This is a genomic window from Salimicrobium album (genome assembly GCF_900107115.1).
GTDB lineage: Bacteria > Bacillota > Bacilli > Bacillales > Halobacillaceae > Salimicrobium > Salimicrobium album.
The window spans coordinates 337,068-358,368 of record NZ_FNOS01000002.1; the positions used below are offsets into that span (position 1 = coordinate 337,068).

Annotated in this window: 25 protein-coding genes and 1 riboswitch; of the genes, 14 read left to right on the forward strand and 11 right to left on the reverse strand. The window is 44.1% G+C overall.

Annotated features, from left to right (window positions below; translation table 11 throughout):
- Window positions 1–34: 34 nt before the first annotated feature.
- The 5 genes from BLU03_RS05250 to BLU03_RS05270 all read left to right on the forward strand — a co-directional run bounded on the left by BLU03_RS05250 (window position 35) and on the right by BLU03_RS05270 (window position 4,826).
- The gene (locus BLU03_RS05250) at window positions 35–247 is read left to right on the forward strand and encodes a YqgQ family protein (protein WP_008588843.1); all 213 of its coding nucleotides are present in this window, start codon (window positions 35–37) and stop codon (window positions 245–247) included.
- 7 nt (window positions 248–254) lie between these two features.
- Entirely contained in the window at window positions 255–1,235 is a 981-nt protein-coding gene (locus BLU03_RS05255; protein WP_008588860.1) for an ROK family glucokinase, read from the forward strand.
- Window positions 1,236–1,385: 150 nt separating this feature from the next.
- Window positions 1,386–3,257, forward strand: coding sequence for an LTA synthase family protein (locus BLU03_RS05260; RefSeq protein WP_076569910.1), 1,872 nt, complete (start codon window positions 1,386–1,388; stop codon window positions 3,255–3,257).
- A 71-nt stretch (window positions 3,258–3,328) separates the two neighbouring features.
- On the forward strand, window positions 3,329–4,015 hold the full coding sequence (locus tag BLU03_RS05265) for an ABC transporter ATP-binding protein (protein ID WP_093106140.1): 687 nt from the start codon (window positions 3,329–3,331) through the stop codon (window positions 4,013–4,015).
- Between the two features lie 10 nt (window positions 4,016–4,025).
- Entirely contained in the window at window positions 4,026–4,826 is an 801-nt protein-coding gene (locus BLU03_RS05270; RefSeq protein WP_093106142.1) for an ABC transporter permease, read from the forward strand.
- Between the two features lie 28 nt (window positions 4,827–4,854).
- Here the strand turns inward: BLU03_RS05270 and BLU03_RS05275 are convergent, their stop codons facing one another.
- On the reverse strand, window positions 4,855–5,019 hold the full coding sequence (locus tag BLU03_RS05275) for a DUF2759 domain-containing protein (protein ID WP_008588876.1): 165 nt from the start codon (window positions 5,017–5,019) through the stop codon (window positions 4,855–4,857).
- A gap of 142 nt (window positions 5,020–5,161) precedes the next feature.
- Here BLU03_RS05275 and BLU03_RS05280 point away from each other — a divergent pair, with 142 nt between their 5' ends.
- On the forward strand, window positions 5,162–5,785 hold the full coding sequence (locus tag BLU03_RS05280) for an MBL fold metallo-hydrolase (RefSeq protein ID WP_008588878.1): 624 nt from the start codon (window positions 5,162–5,164) through the stop codon (window positions 5,783–5,785).
- 42 nt (window positions 5,786–5,827) lie between these two features.
- Here BLU03_RS05280 and BLU03_RS05285 read toward each other — a convergent pair whose 3' ends face one another.
- From BLU03_RS05285 to comGA, 8 genes are all read right to left on the reverse strand, one after another.
- Window positions 5,828–6,070, reverse strand: coding sequence for a DUF2626 domain-containing protein (locus BLU03_RS05285; RefSeq protein WP_008588880.1), 243 nt, complete (start codon window positions 6,068–6,070; stop codon window positions 5,828–5,830).
- 83 nt (window positions 6,071–6,153) lie between these two features.
- Entirely contained in the window at window positions 6,154–6,516 is a 363-nt protein-coding gene (locus BLU03_RS05290; RefSeq protein WP_008588881.1) for a hypothetical protein, read from the reverse strand.
- Entirely contained in the window at window positions 6,485–6,898 is a 414-nt protein-coding gene (locus BLU03_RS05295) for a competence type IV pilus minor pilin ComGF (RefSeq protein WP_008588882.1), read from the reverse strand. Before BLU03_RS05295 ends, BLU03_RS05290 begins: the two co-directional genes overlap by 32 nt.
- A complete protein-coding gene (locus tag BLU03_RS05300; protein ID WP_008588883.1) occupies window positions 6,891–7,172 on the reverse strand; it encodes a hypothetical protein in 282 nt (93 codons plus the stop codon). The genes BLU03_RS05295 and BLU03_RS05300 overlap by 8 nt, the downstream gene beginning before the upstream one ends.
- A complete protein-coding gene (comGD, locus tag BLU03_RS05305; protein WP_008588885.1) occupies window positions 7,162–7,602 on the reverse strand; it encodes a competence type IV pilus minor pilin ComGD in 441 nt (146 codons plus the stop codon). The genes BLU03_RS05300 and comGD overlap by 11 nt, the downstream gene beginning before the upstream one ends.
- Window positions 7,586–7,897, reverse strand: coding sequence for a competence type IV pilus major pilin ComGC (comGC, locus tag BLU03_RS05310; RefSeq protein WP_076569915.1), 312 nt, complete (start codon window positions 7,895–7,897; stop codon window positions 7,586–7,588). The genes comGD and comGC overlap by 17 nt, the downstream gene beginning before the upstream one ends.
- Before the next feature lie 17 nt (window positions 7,898–7,914).
- Window positions 7,915–8,943 carry a type II secretion system F family protein gene (locus BLU03_RS05315; protein ID WP_093106145.1) on the reverse strand — a complete coding sequence of 343 codons (1,029 nt, stop codon included), beginning with the start codon at window positions 8,941–8,943 and terminating at the stop codon, window positions 7,915–7,917.
- Window positions 8,930–9,895: a competence type IV pilus ATPase ComGA gene (gene comGA, locus BLU03_RS05320; RefSeq protein ID WP_008588889.1), complete on the reverse strand. Its 966-nt coding sequence runs from the start codon at window positions 9,893–9,895 to the stop codon at window positions 8,930–8,932. Before comGA ends, BLU03_RS05315 begins: the two co-directional genes overlap by 14 nt.
- A gap of 188 nt (window positions 9,896–10,083) precedes the next feature.
- A riboswitch (glycine riboswitch) is annotated at window positions 10,084–10,188 on the forward strand.
- 139 nt (window positions 10,189–10,327) lie between these two features.
- Between comGA and gcvT the strand changes: the two genes are divergently transcribed.
- From gcvT to gcvPB, 3 genes are read left to right on the forward strand one after another with little or no spacing between them, the layout of a single operon-like run.
- A complete protein-coding gene (gcvT, locus tag BLU03_RS05325; protein WP_093106147.1) occupies window positions 10,328–11,431 on the forward strand; it encodes a glycine cleavage system aminomethyltransferase GcvT in 1,104 nt (367 codons plus the stop codon).
- Between the two features lie 12 nt (window positions 11,432–11,443).
- A complete protein-coding gene (gene gcvPA / locus BLU03_RS05330; protein ID WP_093106150.1) occupies window positions 11,444–12,796 on the forward strand; it encodes an aminomethyl-transferring glycine dehydrogenase subunit GcvPA in 1,353 nt (450 codons plus the stop codon).
- Complete coding sequence (gene gcvPB, locus BLU03_RS05335) at window positions 12,789–14,252, forward strand: aminomethyl-transferring glycine dehydrogenase subunit GcvPB (protein ID WP_008588895.1); 1,464 nt, start codon at window positions 12,789–12,791, stop codon at window positions 14,250–14,252. The genes gcvPA and gcvPB overlap by 8 nt, the downstream gene beginning before the upstream one ends.
- A gap of 65 nt (window positions 14,253–14,317) precedes the next feature.
- Here gcvPB and BLU03_RS05340 read toward each other — a convergent pair whose 3' ends face one another.
- Window positions 14,318–14,698, reverse strand: a complete 381-nt coding sequence (locus BLU03_RS05340; protein ID WP_076569922.1) for a rhodanese-like domain-containing protein — start codon at window positions 14,696–14,698, stop codon at window positions 14,318–14,320.
- Between the two features lie 328 nt (window positions 14,699–15,026).
- On the opposite strand from BLU03_RS05340, the gene BLU03_RS05345 reads away from it, so the two are divergent.
- Both BLU03_RS05345 and mntR read left to right on the forward strand, forming a co-directional pair.
- On the forward strand, window positions 15,027–17,591 hold the full coding sequence (locus BLU03_RS05345) for a vitamin B12-dependent ribonucleotide reductase (RefSeq protein ID WP_008588899.1): 2,565 nt from the start codon (window positions 15,027–15,029) through the stop codon (window positions 17,589–17,591).
- Window positions 17,592–17,825: 234 nt separating this feature from the next.
- Window positions 17,826–18,251 carry a transcriptional regulator MntR gene (mntR, locus tag BLU03_RS05350; protein WP_076569924.1) on the forward strand — a complete coding sequence of 142 codons (426 nt, stop codon included), beginning with the start codon at window positions 17,826–17,828 and terminating at the stop codon, window positions 18,249–18,251.
- A gap of 66 nt (window positions 18,252–18,317) precedes the next feature.
- Here mntR and BLU03_RS05355 read toward each other — a convergent pair whose 3' ends face one another.
- The gene (locus BLU03_RS05355; RefSeq protein WP_093106152.1) at window positions 18,318–18,707 is read right to left on the reverse strand and encodes an SA1362 family protein; all 390 of its coding nucleotides are present in this window, start codon (window positions 18,705–18,707) and stop codon (window positions 18,318–18,320) included.
- Window positions 18,708–18,964: 257 nt separating this feature from the next.
- Here BLU03_RS05355 and BLU03_RS05360 point away from each other — a divergent pair, with 257 nt between their 5' ends.
- From BLU03_RS05360 to accB, 3 genes are all read left to right on the forward strand, one after another.
- On the forward strand, window positions 18,965–20,026 hold the full coding sequence (locus tag BLU03_RS05360) for a M24 family metallopeptidase (RefSeq protein WP_093106155.1): 1,062 nt from the start codon (window positions 18,965–18,967) through the stop codon (window positions 20,024–20,026).
- A 15-nt stretch (window positions 20,027–20,041) separates the two neighbouring features.
- A complete protein-coding gene (efp, locus tag BLU03_RS05365; protein WP_076569930.1) occupies window positions 20,042–20,599 on the forward strand; it encodes an elongation factor P in 558 nt (185 codons plus the stop codon).
- A gap of 169 nt (window positions 20,600–20,768) precedes the next feature.
- On the forward strand, window positions 20,769–21,287 hold the full coding sequence (gene accB, locus BLU03_RS05370) for an acetyl-CoA carboxylase biotin carboxyl carrier protein (RefSeq protein ID WP_076569932.1): 519 nt from the start codon (window positions 20,769–20,771) through the stop codon (window positions 21,285–21,287).
- Window positions 21,288–21,301: the final 14 nt, after the last annotated feature.

Genomic DNA, 21,301 nt, shown 5'->3' on the forward strand with positions numbered 1-21,301 from the left:
AGGCAGGATTGATATAATGAAGGCGGTGATAAAGATGAAAACAATTTACGATATCCAACAGTTTCTGAAGAAATTCGGAACCATTATTTATGTCGGAGACCGGGAAGCGGGCCTCGAACTAATGGAAGATGAAATTCAGGAACTGTATAAATCTCAATGCATGACCCAGGAAGACTACCGTATGGCTATACTATTGCTGCGTTCGGAGATAGCCCGGGAGAAGGACAGGAAAAGAAAAGAGGTCTAATACTGCTATGGAAAAAGATAAATATATTGGTGTTGATATCGGTGGTACTACTGTAAAAATGGCTGTTCTTGATAGAGATGGGGAAATGATACATAAGTGGGAGATACCCACCGTTACTGAGGAAAGCGGGAACAGTATCATTTCTGATGTCGCTTTGTCTCTGGAGCATACACTGGATGAGCTGAAAATTGATAAACGTACACTTCATGGTATAGGAGTAGGAGCACCGGGGTTCATAGAGCAGGAAGAAGGTTACGTTTATGAAGCTATAAATATAGGCTGGAAAGACTTCGGAATGGGAGAAGCCTTAAAACAGGCTGCCGGCCTGCAGGTATGGGCTGATAATGATGCTAATATCGCAGCACTCGGGGAAAACTGGCTCGGAGCGGGGCATAATTGCGCCAGTATGGTGGCAGTCACTCTTGGAACCGGTGTAGGTGGCGGTATTATCGTCAATCATAAGGTGATCAACGGTACGAACGGAACCGGTGGAGAGATTGGTCACATCACAGTAAAACCGGGGTCTCCGCATTATTGTAATTGCGGCAGATACGGGTGCCTCGAAACAGAAGCGTCTGCGACGGCGATAGCTCGTAAAGCGAAAGAAAGACAGTTGAAGAATGAAAACGGGTTTTTATCATCCATTAAAAATCCGGAAGCAAAAGACGTATTCGAGGGGCTGAAACAAGACGACGAAGACTGCCGGCTTATAGTGAAAGACGTCACGGATCAGCTGGGTCTGGCTCTGGCCAACCTCGCAGTTTCCATCAATCCGGAAAAGATAGTGATAGGCGGAGGTGTATCGAAAGCCGGCGAACAGCTTATAGAACCTTTGAAGACGGCTTTCCGTAAGTATGCTCTTCCACGTGTCAGGGAAGTCTGTGACATCAGTATCGCCGAGCTTGGTAATGATGCAGGTGTTATAGGAGGCGCCTTCCTGGTTAAGACAAAGACGGAGAACAAACAGACCGGGGCTCAGGAAAGATAATCGCTCCCTTGCGATCGACTTCGTTATTTTCATTTACTTGAAACTTATGAAAGCAGTCGAACGTTATAATAAAGAAAGGTGTTATCTTCTGCGAGGCAGGAGATGGTATGTAAAGTGTTTTGTTGTGAAGCGGAACGAGGAGGAAATTTAATGAAAGAATTAATAAGGAGAACTCCCTTATTTGTTCTTGCAGCCATTTTGTTCGGTTTAAAAACTTATTTGGTCTACAGATTCATGTTCGGCATTTCTATCGATAGTGCGTTGCAGGAACTTATATTAATTCTGAACCCGCTTGTCAGTGCCTATGTGATTTTTGTTATAAGCATTTGGCTGAAAACGAATAAACAAGGAAGATACCTGAAATATTCATCGCTATTAGCAACTCTTGTACTATATGTGAATTTGCTGTTTTATCGTAATTTCACGGATTTCATTACACTTCCCGTCCTTTTTCAGGGAAACAATGCGGCAGATCTGACTTCAAGTATTTTTACTCTGATCCACTTCACGGATCTGCTGCTGTTTCTGGATGTGATTTTGATCTGGATTCTCAGTAGAAATCCCGGATGGCCCGCCATTTCTGAAAAACCGCAGAAAGTAGCGGCTACGGCAGTTATGTTTCTGCTGCTTGCGATGAACGTCACTTTAGCTGAAGTGGAGAGGCCCATGCTTTTTACAAGAACGTTTGACAGGGAGTATCTGGTGAAGAATATCGGACTGTTCAACTATCACATATATGACTTGACGATGCAGACGAGAACACAGGCCCAGAGAGTGTTTGCAGACGGAAGTGAAATAGAAAAAATCCGTAATTATATAGCCGATCAAAAGGGAGAAGAATCGTCGAAGACAGAACTTTTCGGCATAGCCGAAGACAAAAACGTAGTTTTGGTAAGTGTGGAGTCGATGCAGAACTTTGTTTTGGATAAAGAAGTGAATGGGGAGGAGATAACCCCTTTTATGAACGATCTGAAAGAAAATAAAGATACTTTATGGTTCAAGAACTTCTATCATCAGACAGCACAGGGGAAAACGTCGGACTCCGAGTTCCTCGTAGAAAACTCTTTGTACCCTCTCGACCGGGGGGCTGTTTATTTTACACATGCCCAGAACGATTACAATGCGTTGCCCGAATTGTTGAATGAAAAGGGGTATACTACTTCCGTGTTCCACGCTAACAATGAAAGTTTCTGGAACCGGGACGTCATGTACGATAATATCGGGTATGATCATTTTTATTCGAAAGAAGATTTTGAAATCAAGGAAGAGAATTCTTTCGGTTGGGGTCTGGAAGACAAAGCATTTTTCGAACAGTCCATTCCATATTTGAAAGAACAGGAGCAGCCGTTTTACAGCAAGTTTATAACACTTACCCATCACTTTCCTTTTGACCTCCCGGAAGATAAAGCATCGATCGATAAACTGGATACAAATTCCACTACACTGAATCAATACGTACAGACAGCGAGGTACACGGACGAGTCGCTGAAGGAATTTATGAACCGGATGAAAGAAAAAGGTATGTATGAAGATACGATGTTTATATTCATGGGAGATCACTATGGAATAAGTGAATTCCATAAAGGTGCCATGAGTGATTATCTCGGCCGGGATATTAACGGATACGAACATATCCAGCTTCAACGTGTCCCTTTAATGATTCATATACCTGGTTCGGGGGAAGGGAAAATCTATGAAAAAATCGCCGGACAAATAGATATGAAGCCCACGATACTGCACTTATTGGGAATCGAGGAGAAAAGAGATATTAATTTCGGTGAGAATATGCTGGCAGAACATAGGAAGGATTTTATAGCTATGCGCGATGGCAGCTTTATAACGAAAGATTATATTTATTCGAAATCTGTCTGTTATGATAAGGAAACCGGTGAGCCTGTCGAATTGCCTCCGGAAGAGGAATCGCCTTGTGAACCTTTTAAAGAAAAAGTATCGAAAGAACTCGAGTATTCGGACAACATCATTTATGGAGATTTATTCAGGTTTTATGATTTCAAAGATTAGCCATGGGACCGTCCTTTTTAGCACAGGACGGTCTTTCCTTTATCGGGAGAACGCATAGGGGGTAAATAAATGTGATCGAATTCAGAAATGTGAGCCACGGGCCGCTCAGAGATATTTCTTTTACGCTTCAAAAACAGGAGCGGGCTATTCTTTTCGGACCTTCAGGAACCGGAAAAAGTACGCTTCTTTTTCTTTTTAATCGGCTGAAAGATCCGGAGGAGGGGGAAATTTTTTACAACGGAAAACCTTTGACAGATGTACCAATTATCGAACTGCGTCAAAAATTCGGTCTGCTTCTTCAATCTCCGAATCTATTTCCGGGCACTGTCCTCGATAATTTGAAATATGGCCCTTCTCTCACTAATTCGTGGCGACCGGGCAGAGAGAAGGAGCTGCTTGAGTATGTCCAGCTGTCTCCGGAGATGAAAGACCGTGACGTCGATCATCTGTCGGGAGGTCAGCAGCAGCGGGTGTCTCTGGCGAGGACTCTTGCAAATGAACCGGAGGTGCTTTTACTGGATGAGCCGACAAGCGCTCTTGATGATAAAACTGGAGAAGATATCGAAACGGTGCTGAAGGAGCTTATTGAACAGCAGGGGCTTACGATGGTAATGGTGACCCACCAGATGGCCCAGGCGAGAAGATTGGGGACAAATGGCTTGTTCATGAATGAAGGAACTATTGAGGAACATGGAAAAATACCGGAAATGCTTGAGCAGCCGCAAAGTAGAGCATTGAAGGAATATTTACAGGGATAGGGGGGGAATCATGTCACCTGAAATTTCGAGTCAGTCTTTATGGTTTTTGATTATTTTTGTAGTTATACCGCTATCCGTATCTTATTTCTATCAACTGGGGTTAAGCCGTAATGTCATAGTCGCTTCTCTCAGAGGTACTGTGCAGCTTTTTGCGATCGGTTATATCCTTACTTACTTATTCGATTTAAATGCATATATAGGTATTCCTTTAATGGTAACGGTCATGCTGGTAGTTGCAAGCTTCCATGCAAGAAAGAAAGGGAAAGAATTGCCGCACGTTCTTCCTGTGATTTTTGGCGGGCTCGTGCTCGTGGAAGTCAGCGTACTGGCCATGTGGCTTCTTTTCGGCATGGTGGAATTCATCCCCTCCGAAGTTATACCGATGAGCGGGATGGTTATCGGGAACAGTATGGTAGCGATGGGACTTGCGCTCGAAAGGATGAAAAGTGAGTTCTCCGAGAATCGGGGGAGGCTTTTTGCTGCTCTTTCGTTAGGGGCGGAACCGAAACAGGCGTCCACGCTGATTGTTCGGAGAACTTTGAATGCAGCACTCATTCCGAACGTGGACAGAATCAAGACCATTGGACTCGTCCAGCTTCCGGGAATGATGACGGGACTGATTCTCGGAGGAGTGGAGCCGATTATGGCTATCAAATACCAGTTGGTAATTTCCCTCAGTATATTTTCATCCGTATCTTTAAGTGCGATGTTCGTCACGCTTATTATGTACAGACACTTTTTTACGGAAAACAAGCAATTGCTTGAATCGGAAGAAGCGATGCTCGCTTATGCTTCCAATCAGGAAAAATAAAAAAGACGCTGAGAATCTCAGCGTCTTTTTAGCCGAATAAATTAGCATAGATGGTCATTACAGAAAACCATCCGAATACTGCTGCAGAAATTAAAGAAAAAGCTACGGCAAGAAAGTTTTTAGTTTTAATTTCCCGGAAAATTGCCATGACACAAAGAATAGTCACGAGCAAAAACAGGATAGCTGTTACCATGTCCGCACCTCCCAGTTGATTCTATCTGTACTGTTGTACGAGATGTTATACTTATGTAAGATATTCATTCTTCACTTATTTTATAGGATTTTTTCTATTTTGTCGAGGAATAAAAATGTAAAGCTGATAATGGAGGGACATTATGTTACGGATTGCAAGAATACCACTCGGACCTCTGGGTACGAATGGCTATGTACTTTATGAAAATGGCAGGGCTCTCGTTATTGATCCGGGTGGTGATTTTGATAAGTTGAGAAAACTTATGGACGAAAAAGAATTGAAGGTGGAAGCGATAATTTTGACTCACGCTCATTTTGATCATATAGGGGCACTTGAAGAAACGAGGACGCACTATGACGCTCCCGTTTTTCTCCATCTGGACGAAGCCGGGTGGCTGAGTGACCCTGCAAAAAACGGTTCGGAATGGTTTGGGATGGATCCTGTCATTGCTGCGGACCCTGATTTTATATTGGAGGAAGGAAAGCAGAAGATCGGAGCGTTTTCCTTTGAAGTCCGACACGTCCCGGGTCATTCTCCCGGAAGCGTAGCTTTAGTGTTCCGGAATGAAAGGTTCACTATCGCCGGAGATACATTGTTTCAGGGAGGGATAGGTCGGACTGATTTGCCCGGTGGAGATCATGAACAGCTGCTGGATGCGATATTAAGTGAACTGTTCACCCTTCGTGACGATATGAGAATCTATCCCGGGCACGGAGATCCCACGACCGTTGGAGATGAAAGAAAATCGAATCCTTTTCTTACCTAAAAAAACGTTCCATTAGTGCACAGCACTGATGGAACGTTTTTTTTAGTGACCAAAACCTGGTTGTAAAATAAACGAGGTATAATAAGTAAAACCAATCATAAAGACTGTCAAATAAGAGAAAAATATGTAGATATACATACGTTCAGACAGCTTGAGAAAGCCAATCGCAAGGAAAAAGGCAGTTTGAGCCAGGGATATCAATGTAGCTTCCATCATGTCACCAGCGTAAAACATGACAGCAAATATACCTGTCCAAAAGGCCAGCGTACGAAACATACGATCCATACTTCTTCCCCTCCTTCATATTAAACTATCATTCACATTATATACGAGAATAATCAGGATGTAAATGAAACGTAAGAGGGAATCTAATCCAATTTGTAAGTTTGTTTGTAATTTTTGTGTAAATCTTTGTAGATTACCGTGTATGTGCACAAGATTCGGACTTCTTCATCGTTGCAGGTGACAGATGCCTCTCCATCCGTCAGGGGACGGCGGATAGTTAGTGGAAAGCTTGTGGAAGAGATAATGAACGGGGTCCATTTATCATAAACGGACTGGTAGTATCGCTGGGTCTGATAGCTTTTTTTAATTGCCTGATTCAGTTCCATGTTTTGATAATAGGTATGGATCATATAACCGAATACCAGCAAAAACATAAATAGTAAAGCCGAAACCCAGGGGTAGTAGAATCCCTTTTCATTTACCGGGAACGTATAGCGATTTTTCAAACCGTTCTCCACCTTCGTATTCAATTTTTACATGCAATACGTCCGACTTAAAAAAGAAAGTCATATCCCTTATGTCGAATAGTAACGTTTCATGTCCCTTACCGCTCACTCTTCTTCTTACTAAGTTACGATATTGTTCTATAGAGACGATACTTCCCTCTATATTAGTGTAATGGAGATTATTCTTTTGAACATTCACTGAAGAGGCCGTGTTCAGTTCTTCCTGCAGCAGCTGAATATATTGGTGTGTTTGCCAGTCCCCGTTCCACTCCAAAGGTCTCAAATAATTCATCAGGGGGACTAACACGACGAGTGCTGTCAAAAGGATCGAAAGGGATAACAGCACTTCCATTAACGTGAAACCTTTCGTATCTTTAATCATACAGACAAAGCTCCTGTTGCTGTCCGTTCTCCCAACGTGCGCAGTATCTATGGGATTCTTTCAGTACAGTGACCGGATACTTATATTCGATTTCGCCCGCGTGTGAATCCAGTATAGTGTAATTGTGCAACAGCATCAGAATTTCACGCTCGTCTTTCAAATGATTCAATGATGTATGGACGGTAATAAAAGAAGGGAAAATCAGAGCGGTAAAAACAGTGATAAGAGCAAGTGTTCCGACAGCTTCCAGTAATACAAATCCTTTATTGTTCATCAATAACGACCCCGTTTCTGCTGAAAGGAAAGGTGACTTTATACTGTTTATCTCCGGTATGGAACCACATTGTACCCGGAGTGCTGATTGTACCGTTCACGTGAAAAGTCGTATAGGATTTCAAAGTTGCAAGCTGTATCTCCCATTCGGGAGGGAACTCTTCCTGTATTATAGGGGAAGAGCCCCAGCTTTCATAAATGCGATAAACGTTGTTGACTTTATCAATATAGAGCGTATGTTCTATTCCCTTCTGAACACTCATCTGCTGAGCAAAATGTATGTCGTCGGCAAATTGTTGAATGGTCTGCTTCTCTGTGAGATGAGAATGACTTAAGTGCTGGCCGGGAGCTAAAATAGCAAGCGAAACGGTAATGAAACAAAGAACCACTATCACTTCTACCATCGTGAAACCTTTATGGTTGTAAAACACTCGAAGTTATTTCTCCGGTTGAACTGTCGTAATTAGGGGTCTCTCCGTTAGGACATGTGCTTTGTTTCAGGTATCCTTCGTCTTCCAGAGTTTCCAGACTTAAAGGGAAAGCTCCGGTTTTCATAAAATAAGATTCTATCTGTGCCTCTGCTGTCAGAGTGAAAGCTTCACACCCTTTTGTTCTGATAGTGTTGTTATTTTCGGTGATGTTCGGAAGTGCCACGATAAGCAACACAGTGATTATAAGTAAGACTACAAGCATTTCTATTAATGTAAAACCGGCATTATTTTTCATTATGGTACACCTCATTTTTAATATGTTTCTATCCAGCTGTATAAAGGAAGCATTATAGACAGATAGATGGAAATAATTACTACTGCAGTTATAATCAGAAATATCGGCTGTATAAGCTGAATCGTCTTCTCAGTTTTCATCTGCAGCTGCTCCAGAAACATCCCCGCAAGCAGCGATAGTTCATCAGCCAGTGCCTGGTTGTCATTAGCTTCGTGGAAGATTGACACCATTTCTTTACGCATTAATACTGTTTCGTTAGCTGCCATGCCCAGAGTGTTCCCTTCGGATAAAGATTCGAGAATAGTCCGGGCGCTGAAGGAGAGTTCCTGCTGGTTTCTCTGGGAAATAAGAATATCAAGCACCTGATTAAGGGAGAAACCCGCTTTAAGCATGGAGCTCGCATGGATCGCAAACTGATAGCTGACAATGTAAGTTTTTATACTTAGAATAAACGGGATTCTTCTGTAAACATTCATTTTTGTCTCGAATTTCAGTCTAGGAGCAGCCAGTTTGTATACGAAAAAAGTGGTGCCGGCAATAACCGAAAGAAGAACAAAGAAAGATATGGAATAATCTATGGTCTGAAAGATGTAAAGGGACCACGGTTTATTCTCTTCATGTTCATAAAGGTTTTGAAAACTCGGAATTACGGACTTTTTCATGAAATAAAAGGTCAACAACAGAAACAACATTAAAATGACAGGATACCTCAACGTGTGCGCAAGTTTCTTTTTAGTTTCATAAGTTATGGTTAATAATTGAAAACACTGATGGAATAAAGAGGGGAAATCTTTTCTCATCTTTCCGAAGTAAAGGAAAGATATGACGAGGGAAGAAAAGCGGGCTTCGGCAAACGCCTTCTCCATAGGTTCGCCTTTTTCGAAATGATATAAAAGCTGCGAAGTCAAAGGCTTCAGGTCCTGGTCCCAGCCTGTAATGTTTAACGCCCGGGGCAGGGAATATCCTTTGTTCAGCAATGGGTACATTCTTTTGAAGAAATGAATCTGCAGTGGGACAGCGAGAGTTTTCCGATTAAATAAATCCATAGGCCCATGCTTTCTTTTTCAGGTGAGGGAAGGTATGAGAAGTAACAGGGGGGGAACCTTTCAAGGCGGTGGAAAGAGCAGCATCTTCCAGTATTTCCAGAATGGCCACTCTGCGCTTAATAGCGGAAGAAAGAAGCAGTTTCTGACTGGCGACTGCCCTTAAAGTCTGCTCCAAATCAACTTTCGGTATATTCATTTCCTGGAGCCTTCTGATTGTACCCAGAGCGTTTTTGGCATGAAGGGTACTGAAAACCAGATGACCGCTGAGAGCTGCCCGTACTGCAAAATGTGCCGTGGCTTCATCCCGGAGTTCTCCCACGATGATGATATCCGGATCATGTCGTAAAGCGGCTTTCAGTCCTTCGTTGTAATCGAAAGCATTTTTTTCATTCACCTGTACCTGAATGACACCGGGTACACTTCTTTCCACCGGATCCTCCAGGGTAATAAGCTGGAGGTGCCCTTTTTGTGCAAGTATTTCCATTAGGGCATATAGAGTCGTTGATTTGCCACATCCGGTCGGACCCGTAAAAAGAACAAGACCTGAGGTGTAACCGATCCATTTCATAACCCTCTTCATTTGTTCAGGAAAGAGGAAAAGCTCACCGATAGAAAGATTTTCGGTTACGGAAAACAGCCGGATGGCAAGACTTTCCGTAGAAGAAAGGGGTAATGTCGACAACCTGAGGTCTGTAGAAAGACCGCGGGAAAGGTAAGAGAGTTTGCCGTTTTGAGGGAGCTTCATTTCTCCTATATCCATTTCCGAGGAGAATTTCAGAAATGTGAGAAGTTTGTTGTAAAGGGGGAGAGGGAGGGAGCGGGAAAAAACCCGGAGTCCCTGTACGCGGAAATAAACGTGGACGTTTTCATCCTCCGGAATAAAATGAATATCCGAAGCTTTCCGGTCCAGGGCTTCATCAATAATTCTTCTGCTTAATTCTTTGGCGTTCAACTCATTAATCACCTCTTCTTATGTTTATAGTAATATATATTCGACCCCGAAGGAGATATTCCTCTTTTTTGTCTGGCCCGCGCTTCTTTATTTTAGAAAATTTTCAATTAAGTGAAATATTATATCCTGGTATGATACAATGAAAATGCTTCATTATTCATAAAAGTTAAATTACATAATCAGCGCGGATGACCGTGGAGGGAGAGACTGCAAGTACGGATCATTAGTAACTGCGGCGCCGAAGGAGCAAGCTACGAGCGAATCTCTCAGGCACAAAAGACTTTCACGGGACGCAACTCTGGAGAGCGTCTGCATATGCAGACCACCTACGAAGCAAGCCCTCGGGCGTTAAACTTTCCGGTAACAGGACAGAGACTTTTTCTTAAAAGGGGAAAGTCTCTTTTTTTATGCCGGTGAAAAGGAGGAAACCTGATGGATCAACAGAAAAAGACTCCACTATATGAAGAGTTTGTCAGATTGGGAGCGAAGACGATTAACTTTGGCGGCTGGCAGATGCCGGTACAGTTTACGGGCATCAAGAAAGAACATGCAGCCGTAAGGGAAGCTGCAGGGTTGTTCGATGTTTCCCACATGGGAGAAATATCCGTCAAAGGAGAAAAGGCAACAGCTTTCTTGAACAGCGTTCTTACTAATGATGTGGAAAAACTGAGCGAGGGAAGAGCTCAATACACGATGATGTGTTATGAAAATGGTGGCACTGTCGATGACCTGATCGTTTATTATCTCAATAAAAATGAATATTTACTTGTAGTTAATGCTGCTAACAAAGATAAAGATCTGGAATGGCTGCTTGCCCATCAGACGGGTGGAGTCGAGATTGATGATGTTTCCGCCTTCTATGCACAACTTGCCATTCAGGGTCCGAAGGCTGAAGAGATTCTCCAATCTCTTACGGATACTCAGCTTCAGGACATTAAGTTTTTCCGCTTTCATGCCGGGACGAGTTTTGCCGGGGTAGACGGAAAGGCGCTCGTTTCCCGTACCGGTTATACCGGAGAGGACGGATTTGAAATTTATCTTCCCGCATCATCCGCTGTAGATTTATGGAAGGCGTGTCTCGAAGCGGGGGAAGAGTACGGGATTCAGCCGGTCGGTTTAGGTGCAAGAGACACGTTGCGCTTTGAAGCCGGTCTGCCGCTGTATTCCCAGGAGCTATCCGAAAATATCACCCCGGTAGAAGCTGGGCTTGGCTTCGCGTTAAAAATAGACAAAGAGGCGAATTATCCAGGTAAGGCCGTCCTGAAAAAACAGAAACAGTCCGGAGTCGGGAGGAAGTTGGCCGGAATCGAAATGCTGGATAAAGGAATTCCGAGAACCGGATATGAGGTTTACGATGAAGATGGCGAAAATATCGGTTTTGTTACGAGCGGTACTCAATCACCGACTCTCGGAAAAAACCTGGGTCTTGCCATTGTGAAAAAAGAATATACGGACTTGGATCAGATAGTATACGTAGAAGTAAGAAAGAAAATGTTAAAAGCCAAAATAATAAATACTCCATTTTATAAAAGGTAGGAGGCACGACGGATGGAATTCAGATATTTACCTATGACCGACGAAGATAAGTCTGAGATGCTGGAAACGATCGGAGTGGGGTCGACCGATGATTTGTTTTCGGATATCCCCGAAAAGATCAGATTAAAAGAGGAAATGAAGCTGAAACCTCCTGAAAATGAATATGCTCTGATGAAGGAACTGAGGGAGCTTTCCGAGAAGAACGCGAACATGCGTCAGTATACCTCGTTTCTTGGAGCGGGCGTATATGATCACTACATACCTGCAGTAGTTGATCATATCATTTCAAGATCGGAATTCTATACAGCATACACCCCTTACCAGCCTGAAATTTCTCAAGGGGAGCTGCAGGCTATTTTCGAATTTCAGACGATGATTGCCGAGCTTACAGGCATGGACGTCGCCAACTCTTCCATGTACGACGGCGGCACGGCGCTTGCAGAAGCTGTAACCCTTGCTGCGGCACAGTCGAAAGAAAAAAAAATATTACTTTCGGATACGGTACACCCTGATTCACTGGAAGTAATAAAGACGTACGCCAAAGCACACGACCTGGAACTGGTGTTTCTTAAGGAAGAGAACGGGACGATGGCCTTAGACGAGCTCGAAACTCATCTGTCGGAAGATGTTGCGGCAGTTGTAGCCCAGTACCCGAATTTCCTCGGGAAAGTCGAACCGCTCGGAAAAATAAAGAAAGCCATGAAAGAAAAAGCTGAAAAGGCGATGTTCATCGTCTCTGCCAATCCGCTTGCTCTCGGATACCTGACTCCACCCGGGGACTTCGGGGCGGATATCGTAGTCGGTGATACACAGGTGTTTGGTATTCCGGCCCAGTACGGGGGGCCACACTGCGGGTACTTTGCCGTTACGAAGAAACTGATGAGGAAGGTTCCCGGAAGGCTCATCGGGGAAACGGTGGATGAAGAAGGGGAAAGAGGCTTCGTTCTGACGCTTCAGGCCAGGGAACAGCATATCCGCAGAGAAAAAGCGACATCGAATATCTGTTCCAACCAGGCACTGAATGCTCTTGCTTCAAGTGTTGCACTTACATCACTCGGCAAGGAAGGTCTGGTTAAAATGGCGAAAATGAATATTCAGAAAGCAATGTATCTGCGAAAGTGTGTAATAGAAAAAGGAATGAGTCTGCTCGTGGATGGTCCGTTCTTTAATGAATTGGCTATCAGACTTCCTGTTCCGGTCAAAAAAGCCAACGAGTATTTGTTCGACCACGGAATCATAGGTGGTTTTGATCTTGGAAAGATAGACGGTAAATATGAGAACTGCATGCTGGTGGCAGTAACTGAACTCCGTTCAAAAGATGAAATTGAAGAATTTGCACAGTTGTTGGGGGGATTAGATGAATAACGAGGCGTATCCACTTATATTTGAAAGAAGTACCGCTGGAAGATCCGGTTTCAGTCTGCCCGAAAATGATGTGGAGGACATGGAGATTGAAAGCATGTTTGAAGATGAATACATCCGAAAAGAGAAGGCAGAACTTCCGGAAGTGAGTGAGCTTCAGCTGATCAGGCATTATACAGGTCTTTCCACGAGGAACCACGGTGTGGACACAGGTTTCTACCCTCTCGGTTCCTGTACGATGAAATACAATCCAAAGCTGAATGAGGACGTAGCGCGACTTCCGGGCTTCAGTCACATTCATCCTTACCAGGAGGAGAGCACGGTGCAGGGGGCTCTCACATGGATGTATGATCTGCAGGAGTCTCTCTGTGAAATCACGGGTATGGACACCGTGACACTTCAGCCGGCAGCCGGTGCTCAGGGCGAATGGACAGGACTTATGATGATCCGGGCCTTCCATGAAAATAATGGGGACTACGGACGGACCAAAGTTATTGTGCCTGATTCTGCCCATGGAACGAATCCTGCTTCCGCAACGGTAGCCGGGTTTGAAGCGGTAACAGTGAAGACGAATGAACGCGGGCTGGTGGACATTGAAGATCTTAAGCGACTGGTCGATCATCAGACCGCTGCCCTTATGCTTACGAACCCTAATACTCTCGGTTTGTTTGAGGAAGAAATTCTTGTAATGGCAAAAATCGTTCATGAAGCCGGCGGCAAACTGTATTATGACGGAGCGAACCTGAACGCGATCTTAGGGTACACAAGGCCCGGAGATATGGGTTTTGATGTTGTCCACCTAAACCTTCATAAGACATTTACAGGCCCGCACGGAGGAGGAGGACCGGGGTCCGGGCCGGTCGGGGTGACCGCCGAGTTTGACCCGTATCTGCCTAAACCGGTACTCGTGAAAAACAATGACAGTATTACGTTCGAGTACGAGAGACCTTCCTCCATAGGACGAGTGAAGCCTTATTACGGTAATTTCGGCATAAATCTGCGTGCCTACACCTACATCAGGACTATGGGGGCAGAGGGGCTCAGGAGAGTCAGTGAGTACGCTGTCCTTAATGCCAACTACATGATGCGGAAGCTTGAAAAATCATTTGACCTTCCGTACAAACAGCATTGTAAGCATGAGTTTGTAATTTCCGGAAAACTTCAGAAGAAGCAGGGAGTACGGACGCTGGATATGGCGAAGAGACTGCTTGATTTCGGTTATCATCCGCCGACGATCTATTTCCCGATAAATGTCGAGGAAGCGATGATGATCGAGCCTACGGAAACAGAAGCCAAAGAAACGCTGGATGGTTTCATTGAGACGATGGAGCAGATTGCGCTGGAAGCGAAAAACGAGCCAGAGAAAGTGCAGGAAGCCCCTCATTCAACAGTAGTGGGACGAATGGATGAAACGACTGCTGCGAGAAAACCGGTCCTGAAATACGACTTCAACAGATAACGGCTGCGGGAGCATATGTAATAATAATAACCCCCGGACAATAGAGAGTCCGGGGGTTATTACTGTTATTTTTTTGCCTTGATTTTACCGTTCCACTTTTTGAATCCACCCTCGAGCTGATTCAGATCTTTGTAGCCTTTTTTGTGGAGAAGCATGGCTGCACGTGTCGATCTTGCTCCGCTCTGACAATAAAGGTAGACGGGTTTATCCTGACGTATTTCCGCTGTACGGTTACGCATCTGCGAAAGAGGAATGTTGCGTGCTCCGAGGATATGTCCGCTATCGAACTCTTTCGGTTCCCTTACATCAATCAGTTGTGCTTTCCGGTATCCCTGTTTAAACTCATCTTCTGACAGCGTAGTTAGAATTTTCTTGGATTTCATATATCGATACACAGAAAAGGCAATGAAAATAATGACAATGCCCAGTAGAATCCACCAGCTCATAAAGTCTTCCCCCTAATTAAGAATATTTCCTTATTAATTATAATCAGTTCCCCTTACAATTTCAAAGGTTTCCTTCCTGGAAAAGCCATCCAAAAAAAGCAAGGCACAAATTCTTTTGAAAGCAATGATTTTGACGGATTTTCCTGTATTATACGCCGTCACGTTTCTTTATATATACGTTTGCTAAGTTGACAAATTAAAAATAAGTTGTTCAAAAACACAATATATTGTGTTTTTTTAAAAATGAAGCACAATATATTGATTAACTTTTTGTGGATGTGGTATGTTACTAATTAGAAGATATGTTCCGGAAAGGGAGAGGATTACCATGACAACGAGTGCATCTGAAAAAGTTCACACAAAAATTAATGTACAACAGTTGAACGAGGATATCAAATTGTTTCCTCAGGTTTTTGAGGTGAGTGATGACATGACCACCACCCATAATGGTGTCTCCAGGCTTGTAATGCTGGACAGGTATGCATTTAAGGATACAGAGAGACTGACGTTAAAAGAAGGGGACTTTGTCGTACTGACCGTCAAGGCTGATCCCAAATTCCCTGCACGAGGATACGGTTTCATCGTCTCTATCGACTGGGAAACGAGAGAGGCTATGGTGAAAGTGGAAGATGAGTTTTCTCACGTGCTGGATGAAGAAGAAGCTGACGGAATCGTGAAACGCGGTCTCGATACTATCGATAAACCTCTGGAAGTTTATTATGAACAGATAGCCAAAAGAAATGCTGCGGGTCTTTCCCGGGTCGAGACTACTAAAGAAAGACAGGAACAGAGTTTCAGCGAATTCTATGAAGAACTCTCACAGATGAACTTCGTTCCTGCAGGCCGGGTGCTTTACGGGGCAGGTTCCGAAAAGGAAGTAACGTATTTTAATTGTTACGTTATGCCGTTCATCCAGGATTCCAGGGAAGGCATTTCAGATCATCGTAAACAGGTGATGGAAATTATGTCCCGGGGTGGAGGAGTCGGTACAAACGGATCGACATTAAGACCGAGAAACACGTTGGCAAGAGGAGTGAACGGAAAGTCCTCAGGCTCCGTCTCCTGGCTCGATGACATAGCGAAACTGACTCATCTGGTGGAACAGGGCGGTTCCCGCAGAGGGGCTCAGATGATCATGCTTGCCGACTGGCATCCGGATATTCTGGAGTTCATAATTTCCAAGATGCAGAACCCGAGAATTCTCCGCTATTTAATTGAAAATACAACAGACGAACAGATTAAGCAGCTGGCGCAGGATAAGCTCAAATTCCAGCCTCTTACCGAAAAAGAACGGGACCTTTATCAGAGTGTCGTTAATTTTAAGGGGATAGAAGGTCAGGGAGGATTTACAAACCAGTCTATCAGGGAAGCCGAAGAAAAACTCAGGGATGGCGGTACGTATTCCGTGCATCATTCAGACTTTTTGAGCGGGGCCAACATTTCTGTATGTATCACAGATGAATTTATGGAAGCCGTTGAAAATGAAGCGTTCTACTCTCTTCGCTTTCCGGATGTGGAGTCGTACTCCGAAGAAGAAATGAAGTATTACAATGAAAACTGGCAAAACTCCGGGGATGTAAGAGAATGGGAAGAAAAAGGACTGGGCGTACGTACTTACAGAAAAGTTGCGGCCCGGGAACTATGGGATCTGATTAATATCTGCGCAACTTATTCAGCAGAACCGGGGATCTTTTTCATCGACAATGCGAATGAAAAAACAAACGCTACGTCGTATGGACAGAAAGTTGTTGCGACCAATCCTTGCGGGGAACAGCCACTGGCTCCCTGGAGCGTGTGTAACCTTGCAGCTGTGAACCTTGCAGAGATGGCTGATAAGGAAAACAAAACGGTTGATTACGAAAAATTGAAACATACGGTAAGCGTCGGAGTACGCATGCAGGATAACGTTATTGATTCCACTCCTTACTTCCTGGAGGAAAACAAAAAACAGGCTCTGGGAGAACGCCGGGTAGGTCTTGGTGTAATGGGTCTTCATGATCTGCTTATTTATTGTGAGACAGAGTATGGTTCGGAAGAAGGCAATAAACTGATCGATGAAATTTTCGAAACGATTGCCGTAACCGCCTATGAGGCTTCGATTGAACTTGCCGGCGAGAAAGGCAGTTTCCCATTCATAGAAGGGGGATCTCCGGAAGATACGAAAGAAAAGAGAAGTCAATTCGTCAACACGGGATACATGAAAGGAATGCCGGAACACGTAAGAGAAGGAGTGATGAGAAATGGAATCCGGAACTCTCATCTGTTGACAGTTGCTCCTACCGGTTCGACAGGTACTATGGCGGGAGTGAGTACCGGTCTGGAACCATATTTCTCCTTCTCCTATTACAGAAGCGGCCGTCTCGGGAAATTTATCGAAGTGAAGGCGGATATCGTTCAGGAATATCTGGATCGAACGCCTGGAGCTGATGAAAACAATCTGCCTCACTGGTTCGTAACGGCCATGTCCATGACTCCGGAAGCTCACGCTGATGCCCAGTGTGTAATTCAGAGATGGGTGGACAGTTCTATTTCGAAAACGGTGAACGCTCCTAAAGGTTACACAGTGGAACAGGTGCAGTCCGTTTACGAAAGATTATACGATGGCGGTGCAAAAGGCGGTACCGTTTATGTAGACGGCAGTCGTGATTCCCAGGTATTAACCCTGAAAGCCGAACAAAGTGAATTCGACGGGGAACAGGAATCTTTTGAGTTCGAAGATGAAAAAAGAAAAGTAGTTCTCATGGATACTGTACAGGAGTTGCAGTCCACTAACGTTTCTATCGGATCAGAAATCGGAGATACATGTCCTGTATGCAGACAGGGGACGATTGAAGACATCGGCGGCTGTAATACTTGTACGAATTGTAATGCTCAGTTGAAATGCGGTCTCTAAAAGTGTCAAAGTGAAGATATTTTAAGGCGTATATGTATGAAAAGGACCCGGACTCTTTCAGAACAGTCCGGGTCTTCGATATATGCGGAATGATTTTCCACCAGTGGTCATAAACCTTCGTGACCACCCTGACGTAAAATGGAACGGATGTTTTCACGTGAAGCCGAGTTGTTAATCCCTTTGAATTAGTGTATGATTTTTAGTGAATGACCTGAGTGATAACGGAGGTAAATTATGCCCACACCGAGTATGGAAGATTACATTGAGCAGATTTATTTGTTAATTGAGAATAAGGGATATGCCAGAGTTTCCGATATTGCGGAAAATCTTAAGGTTCATCCTTCCTCTGTAACCAAAATGGTACAAAAACTCGGGAAAGATGAATACTTGATCTACGAAAAATACAGAGGTTTAATGCTTACTTCAAAAGGTAAGAAAATCGGGAAGCGTTTAGTATACCGGCATGAGTTACTGGAGAACTTTCTTGAATTAATCGGGGTGGAGAAGGATAAAATATACGAAGAAGTGGAAGGGATCGAACACCACTTGAGCTGGGATTCCATCGATCGTATCGGTGATCTGGTTCAGTATTTTGAAGAAGATTCCTCGCGACGCGAAGCCTTAATCCACATTCATAATAAAAGCGAAGAAGATGCTTAAAACGCATCTTCTTTTTTGATCACCTGAATAATCGGTGTTTATGAACATATGCAAATACGGCGGGGATCAGAAGGTCGCTCTGTCTTTGTCTTTGTTCTTTCCTTTACTCCCGTTGATCACTTTCAGGTGAGGAGCGTTGGATCTGCGTTTTCTCGTTTGTTTCCCTGAGGGCCTGGAAGATTTGACCGGTTCGCTTGAGCTGGTGCCGTACTTCTGTTTTGACTGTTTGACGGCCTGCTTATATTTCTTCATTTCATCTGTGTTGCCCCTTACACCTCCGGGTCTGCGTCGAATGAAAAAGAAATAAATCACTCCATAGATGATGGCTGCGACAACAACCATAGTAAGAATGGAAGCCAGAAAGCTGCCCGTGTTGGTCAGAAGCTGATTGACGATGTAGAACACTGCAAATCCAATAAATACATACATTACCCATTTAAACCATCCGCGTGCCATGAGGAGGCCTCCTTTCATAGCTCTTATACTACTGTTATACCACTTTTCGGGGTGTTTCTATCATGAAATCGCAAAATTTTTTAATTCTTATTTCACGTATCGCCCGGCAAATCACTTAAACAGATGAAAACCCGCGAAAATCTTTTTAGATCAATAGTCGCATACGGAGGGATGACGCTAGAGTAGTGATGGGACGTACAATTATGATACACTATTAATGGCTATTAGTAAGAATATTCAAAGGAGGGTGAACACATATGTCGCGATTAGTACAAATAAGGGAGTCCATGAAGAAACAGAATATAGACGGGCTACTGGTCATGAGTGATAAAAACAGGAGGTACATAACTGGTTTCACCGGAACTTCTGGAGCTGTAGTCATTACGGACACGACTGCGAAACTGATTACCGATTTCAGATATGTAGATCAGGCGAATGATCAGGTGAGTGAATTTGAAGTGGTAGAACACAAGGGCCCCATGTCCGACGAAGTGGCTGCACAGTTTTCCGAAGCAGGCAGTAAAAAAATCGGATTCGAAAAGGACCACATTACCTATGGTATATATGAAACTTTTTATGAGAAAGTAAAAGGGGAACTGGTTCCTGTATCAGGTATCGTCGAAGCTTTGCGTTTAATAAAAACGGACGAAGAACTTAGCGTGTTGAAGAAAGCAGCTGAAATTGCGGATGATGCTTTCGCTCACATTCTGGACTTCATCAAACCTGGTGTAAAAGAGATAGACGTATCGAATGAACTTGAATTTTACATGAGGAAACAAGGGGCCACGTCCTCGAGTTTCGACATTATAGTCGCTTCCGGGTATCGTTCTGCACTGCCGCATGGGGTCGCTTCCGAGAAGGAAATCGAGTCCGGGGAACTCGTCACTCTCGATTTTGGAGCCCTCTACAAAGGGTACTGTTCCGACATTACGAGAACGGTGGCCGTAGGTGAGATTAATGAAAAACAAAAAGAGATATACTCAGTTGTGCTCGAGGCTCAGAAAAAAGGAATGAACGGTCTGAAGGCCGGACTGACAGGCAAAGAAGCTGATGCACTTACGAGAGATGTCATCGACGATAAAGGGTATGGCAGTTACTTCGGACATTCCACCGGTCACGGTATAGGACTCGACGTACATGAAGGACCCGCACTGTCGCATCGGTCCGACGTGGAATTGAAACCCGGCATGGTCGTTACGGTGGAACCGGGTATATATGTGAAAGGCGTAGGCGGCTGCAGAATCGAGGACGATACGGTCATAACGGAAAAGGGGAACGAGCCCCTGAATTTTGCGCCTAAAGAACTGATTGTTTTATAAGTAGGGAGGAAAATAATGATTTCAGTAAACGATTTTAAGACAGGACTAACTATTGAAGTGGATGGGGAAATTTGGAGTGTCATGGATTTTCAACACGTTAAACCGGGTAAGGGAGCGGCTTTTGTCCGTACCAAACTCAGGAATCTCAGGAATGGAAATATCCAGGAAAAGACGTTCCGTGGTGGCGAAAAAGTGAACCGTGCTCACATTGAAACGAAAAAAATGCAGTATTTGTATGGGTCGGGCGATATGCATACGTTTATGGATACGCACACCTACGACCAGCTGGCACTGCCGGAGCAGCAGATTGGCGATAAACTATACTACATCAAAGAAAATATGGAAGTGTCTATTCAGACATATGGAGCTGAAACGATCGGAATTGAACTTCCGAAAAACGTCCAGTTGCAAGTAACCGAAACGGAACCCGGTGTGAAAGGTGATACAGCGAGCGGAGGTACGAAACCTGCCACTCTTGAAACGGGTCTTACTGTTCAGGTACCGTTCTTCGTGAACGAGGGCGATATGCTCCTCATCAGCACTGATGAAGGGAAATATGTATCCAGAGCCTAGTCAACTGTCCTTCCGGAGTTTTCGGACTCCGGAAAGACAGTTTTAACAAAAAAATTTCAAAGATTACTTTTTGTAATCGCTTTCCGAGTAGTTGCAGGCCGGAAATATCTATCGTAAAATGAGGAAGTAGTCACATTATACAGATTTTACATAAAAGGAGTGCCAGTAAATGCTAAAGGTGCAGGAAATCAGGGAAATTATTAAGCTAATTGATGAATCAAGTGTTCAGGAATTCGAATACGAATCCGGAGACAGCAAAGTCACTTTGAAAAAACACGGAGGCTCAGTTCCTGTGGCTGAGGCACAACCTGTAGTTCAGGCACCATCACCGGTGCAAGAGGCTGCGCCGGTCAGGCAGGAAAACACTTCCGTTGAGGAACAGCCTTCCAATGAGAAAAATAAAGCAGAAGAGAAAGTTCAGGAATCGAAGACAGAAGCTTCTGCCGATTATGATTATGAAGTAACCTCTCCAATGGTAGGGACTATTTATCACGCTCCGGCGCCGGAAGATGATCCTTACGTACAGGTAGGAGACAGAGTAAGTAATGATTCTGTAGTTTGTATCGTAGAAGCAATGAAACTATTTAATGAAATTGAAGCGGAAGTTTCTGGGGAGATTGTTGAAATCCTGGTAAGCGACGGGGATCTTGTAGAATATAACCAGCCACTTTTCCGCGTAAAACGCTAAAGAGAGGTGGGAGC

Bases quoted from the DNA above. Each gene is read 5' to 3' on its own strand.
- BLU03_RS05250 (WP_008588843.1), top strand. From the start codon at position 35: ATGAAAACAATTTACGATATCCAACAGTTTCTGAAGAAATTCGGAACC.
- BLU03_RS05255 (WP_008588860.1), top strand. From the start codon at position 255: ATGGAAAAAGATAAATATATTGGTGTTGATATCGGTGGTACTACTGTA.
- BLU03_RS05260 (WP_076569910.1), top strand. From the start codon at position 1,386: ATGAAAGAATTAATAAGGAGAACTCCCTTATTTGTTCTTGCAGCCATT.
- BLU03_RS05270 (WP_093106142.1), top strand. From the start codon at position 4,026: ATGTCACCTGAAATTTCGAGTCAGTCTTTATGGTTTTTGATTATTTTT.
- BLU03_RS05275 (WP_008588876.1), bottom strand. From the start codon at position 5,019: ATGGTAACAGCTATCCTGTTTTTGCTCGTGACTATTCTTTGTGTCATG.
- BLU03_RS05280 (WP_008588878.1), top strand. From the start codon at position 5,162: ATGTTACGGATTGCAAGAATACCACTCGGACCTCTGGGTACGAATGGC.
- BLU03_RS05285 (WP_008588880.1), bottom strand. From the start codon at position 6,070: ATGGATCGTATGTTTCGTACGCTGGCCTTTTGGACAGGTATATTTGCT.
- BLU03_RS05295 (WP_008588882.1), bottom strand. From the start codon at position 6,898: ATGATTAAAGATACGAAAGGTTTCACGTTAATGGAAGTGCTGTTATCC.
- BLU03_RS05300 (WP_008588883.1), bottom strand. From the start codon at position 7,172: ATGAACAATAAAGGATTTGTATTACTGGAAGCTGTCGGAACACTTGCT.
- comGC (WP_076569915.1), bottom strand. From the start codon at position 7,897: ATGAAAAATAATGCCGGTTTTACATTAATAGAAATGCTTGTAGTCTTA.
- BLU03_RS05315 (WP_093106145.1), bottom strand. From the start codon at position 8,943: ATGGATTTATTTAATCGGAAAACTCTCGCTGTCCCACTGCAGATTCAT.
- gcvT (WP_093106147.1), top strand. From the start codon at position 10,328: ATGGATCAACAGAAAAAGACTCCACTATATGAAGAGTTTGTCAGATTG.
- gcvPA (WP_093106150.1), top strand. From the start codon at position 11,444: ATGGAATTCAGATATTTACCTATGACCGACGAAGATAAGTCTGAGATG.
- gcvPB (WP_008588895.1), top strand. From the start codon at position 12,789: ATGAATAACGAGGCGTATCCACTTATATTTGAAAGAAGTACCGCTGGA.
- BLU03_RS05340 (WP_076569922.1), bottom strand. From the start codon at position 14,698: ATGAGCTGGTGGATTCTACTGGGCATTGTCATTATTTTCATTGCCTTT.
- BLU03_RS05345 (WP_008588899.1), top strand. From the start codon at position 15,027: ATGACAACGAGTGCATCTGAAAAAGTTCACACAAAAATTAATGTACAA.
- mntR (WP_076569924.1), top strand. From the start codon at position 17,826: ATGCCCACACCGAGTATGGAAGATTACATTGAGCAGATTTATTTGTTA.
- BLU03_RS05355 (WP_093106152.1), bottom strand. From the start codon at position 18,707: ATGGCACGCGGATGGTTTAAATGGGTAATGTATGTATTTATTGGATTT.
- BLU03_RS05360 (WP_093106155.1), top strand. From the start codon at position 18,965: ATGTCGCGATTAGTACAAATAAGGGAGTCCATGAAGAAACAGAATATA.
- efp (WP_076569930.1), top strand. From the start codon at position 20,042: ATGATTTCAGTAAACGATTTTAAGACAGGACTAACTATTGAAGTGGAT.
- accB (WP_076569932.1), top strand. From the start codon at position 20,769: ATGCTAAAGGTGCAGGAAATCAGGGAAATTATTAAGCTAATTGATGAA.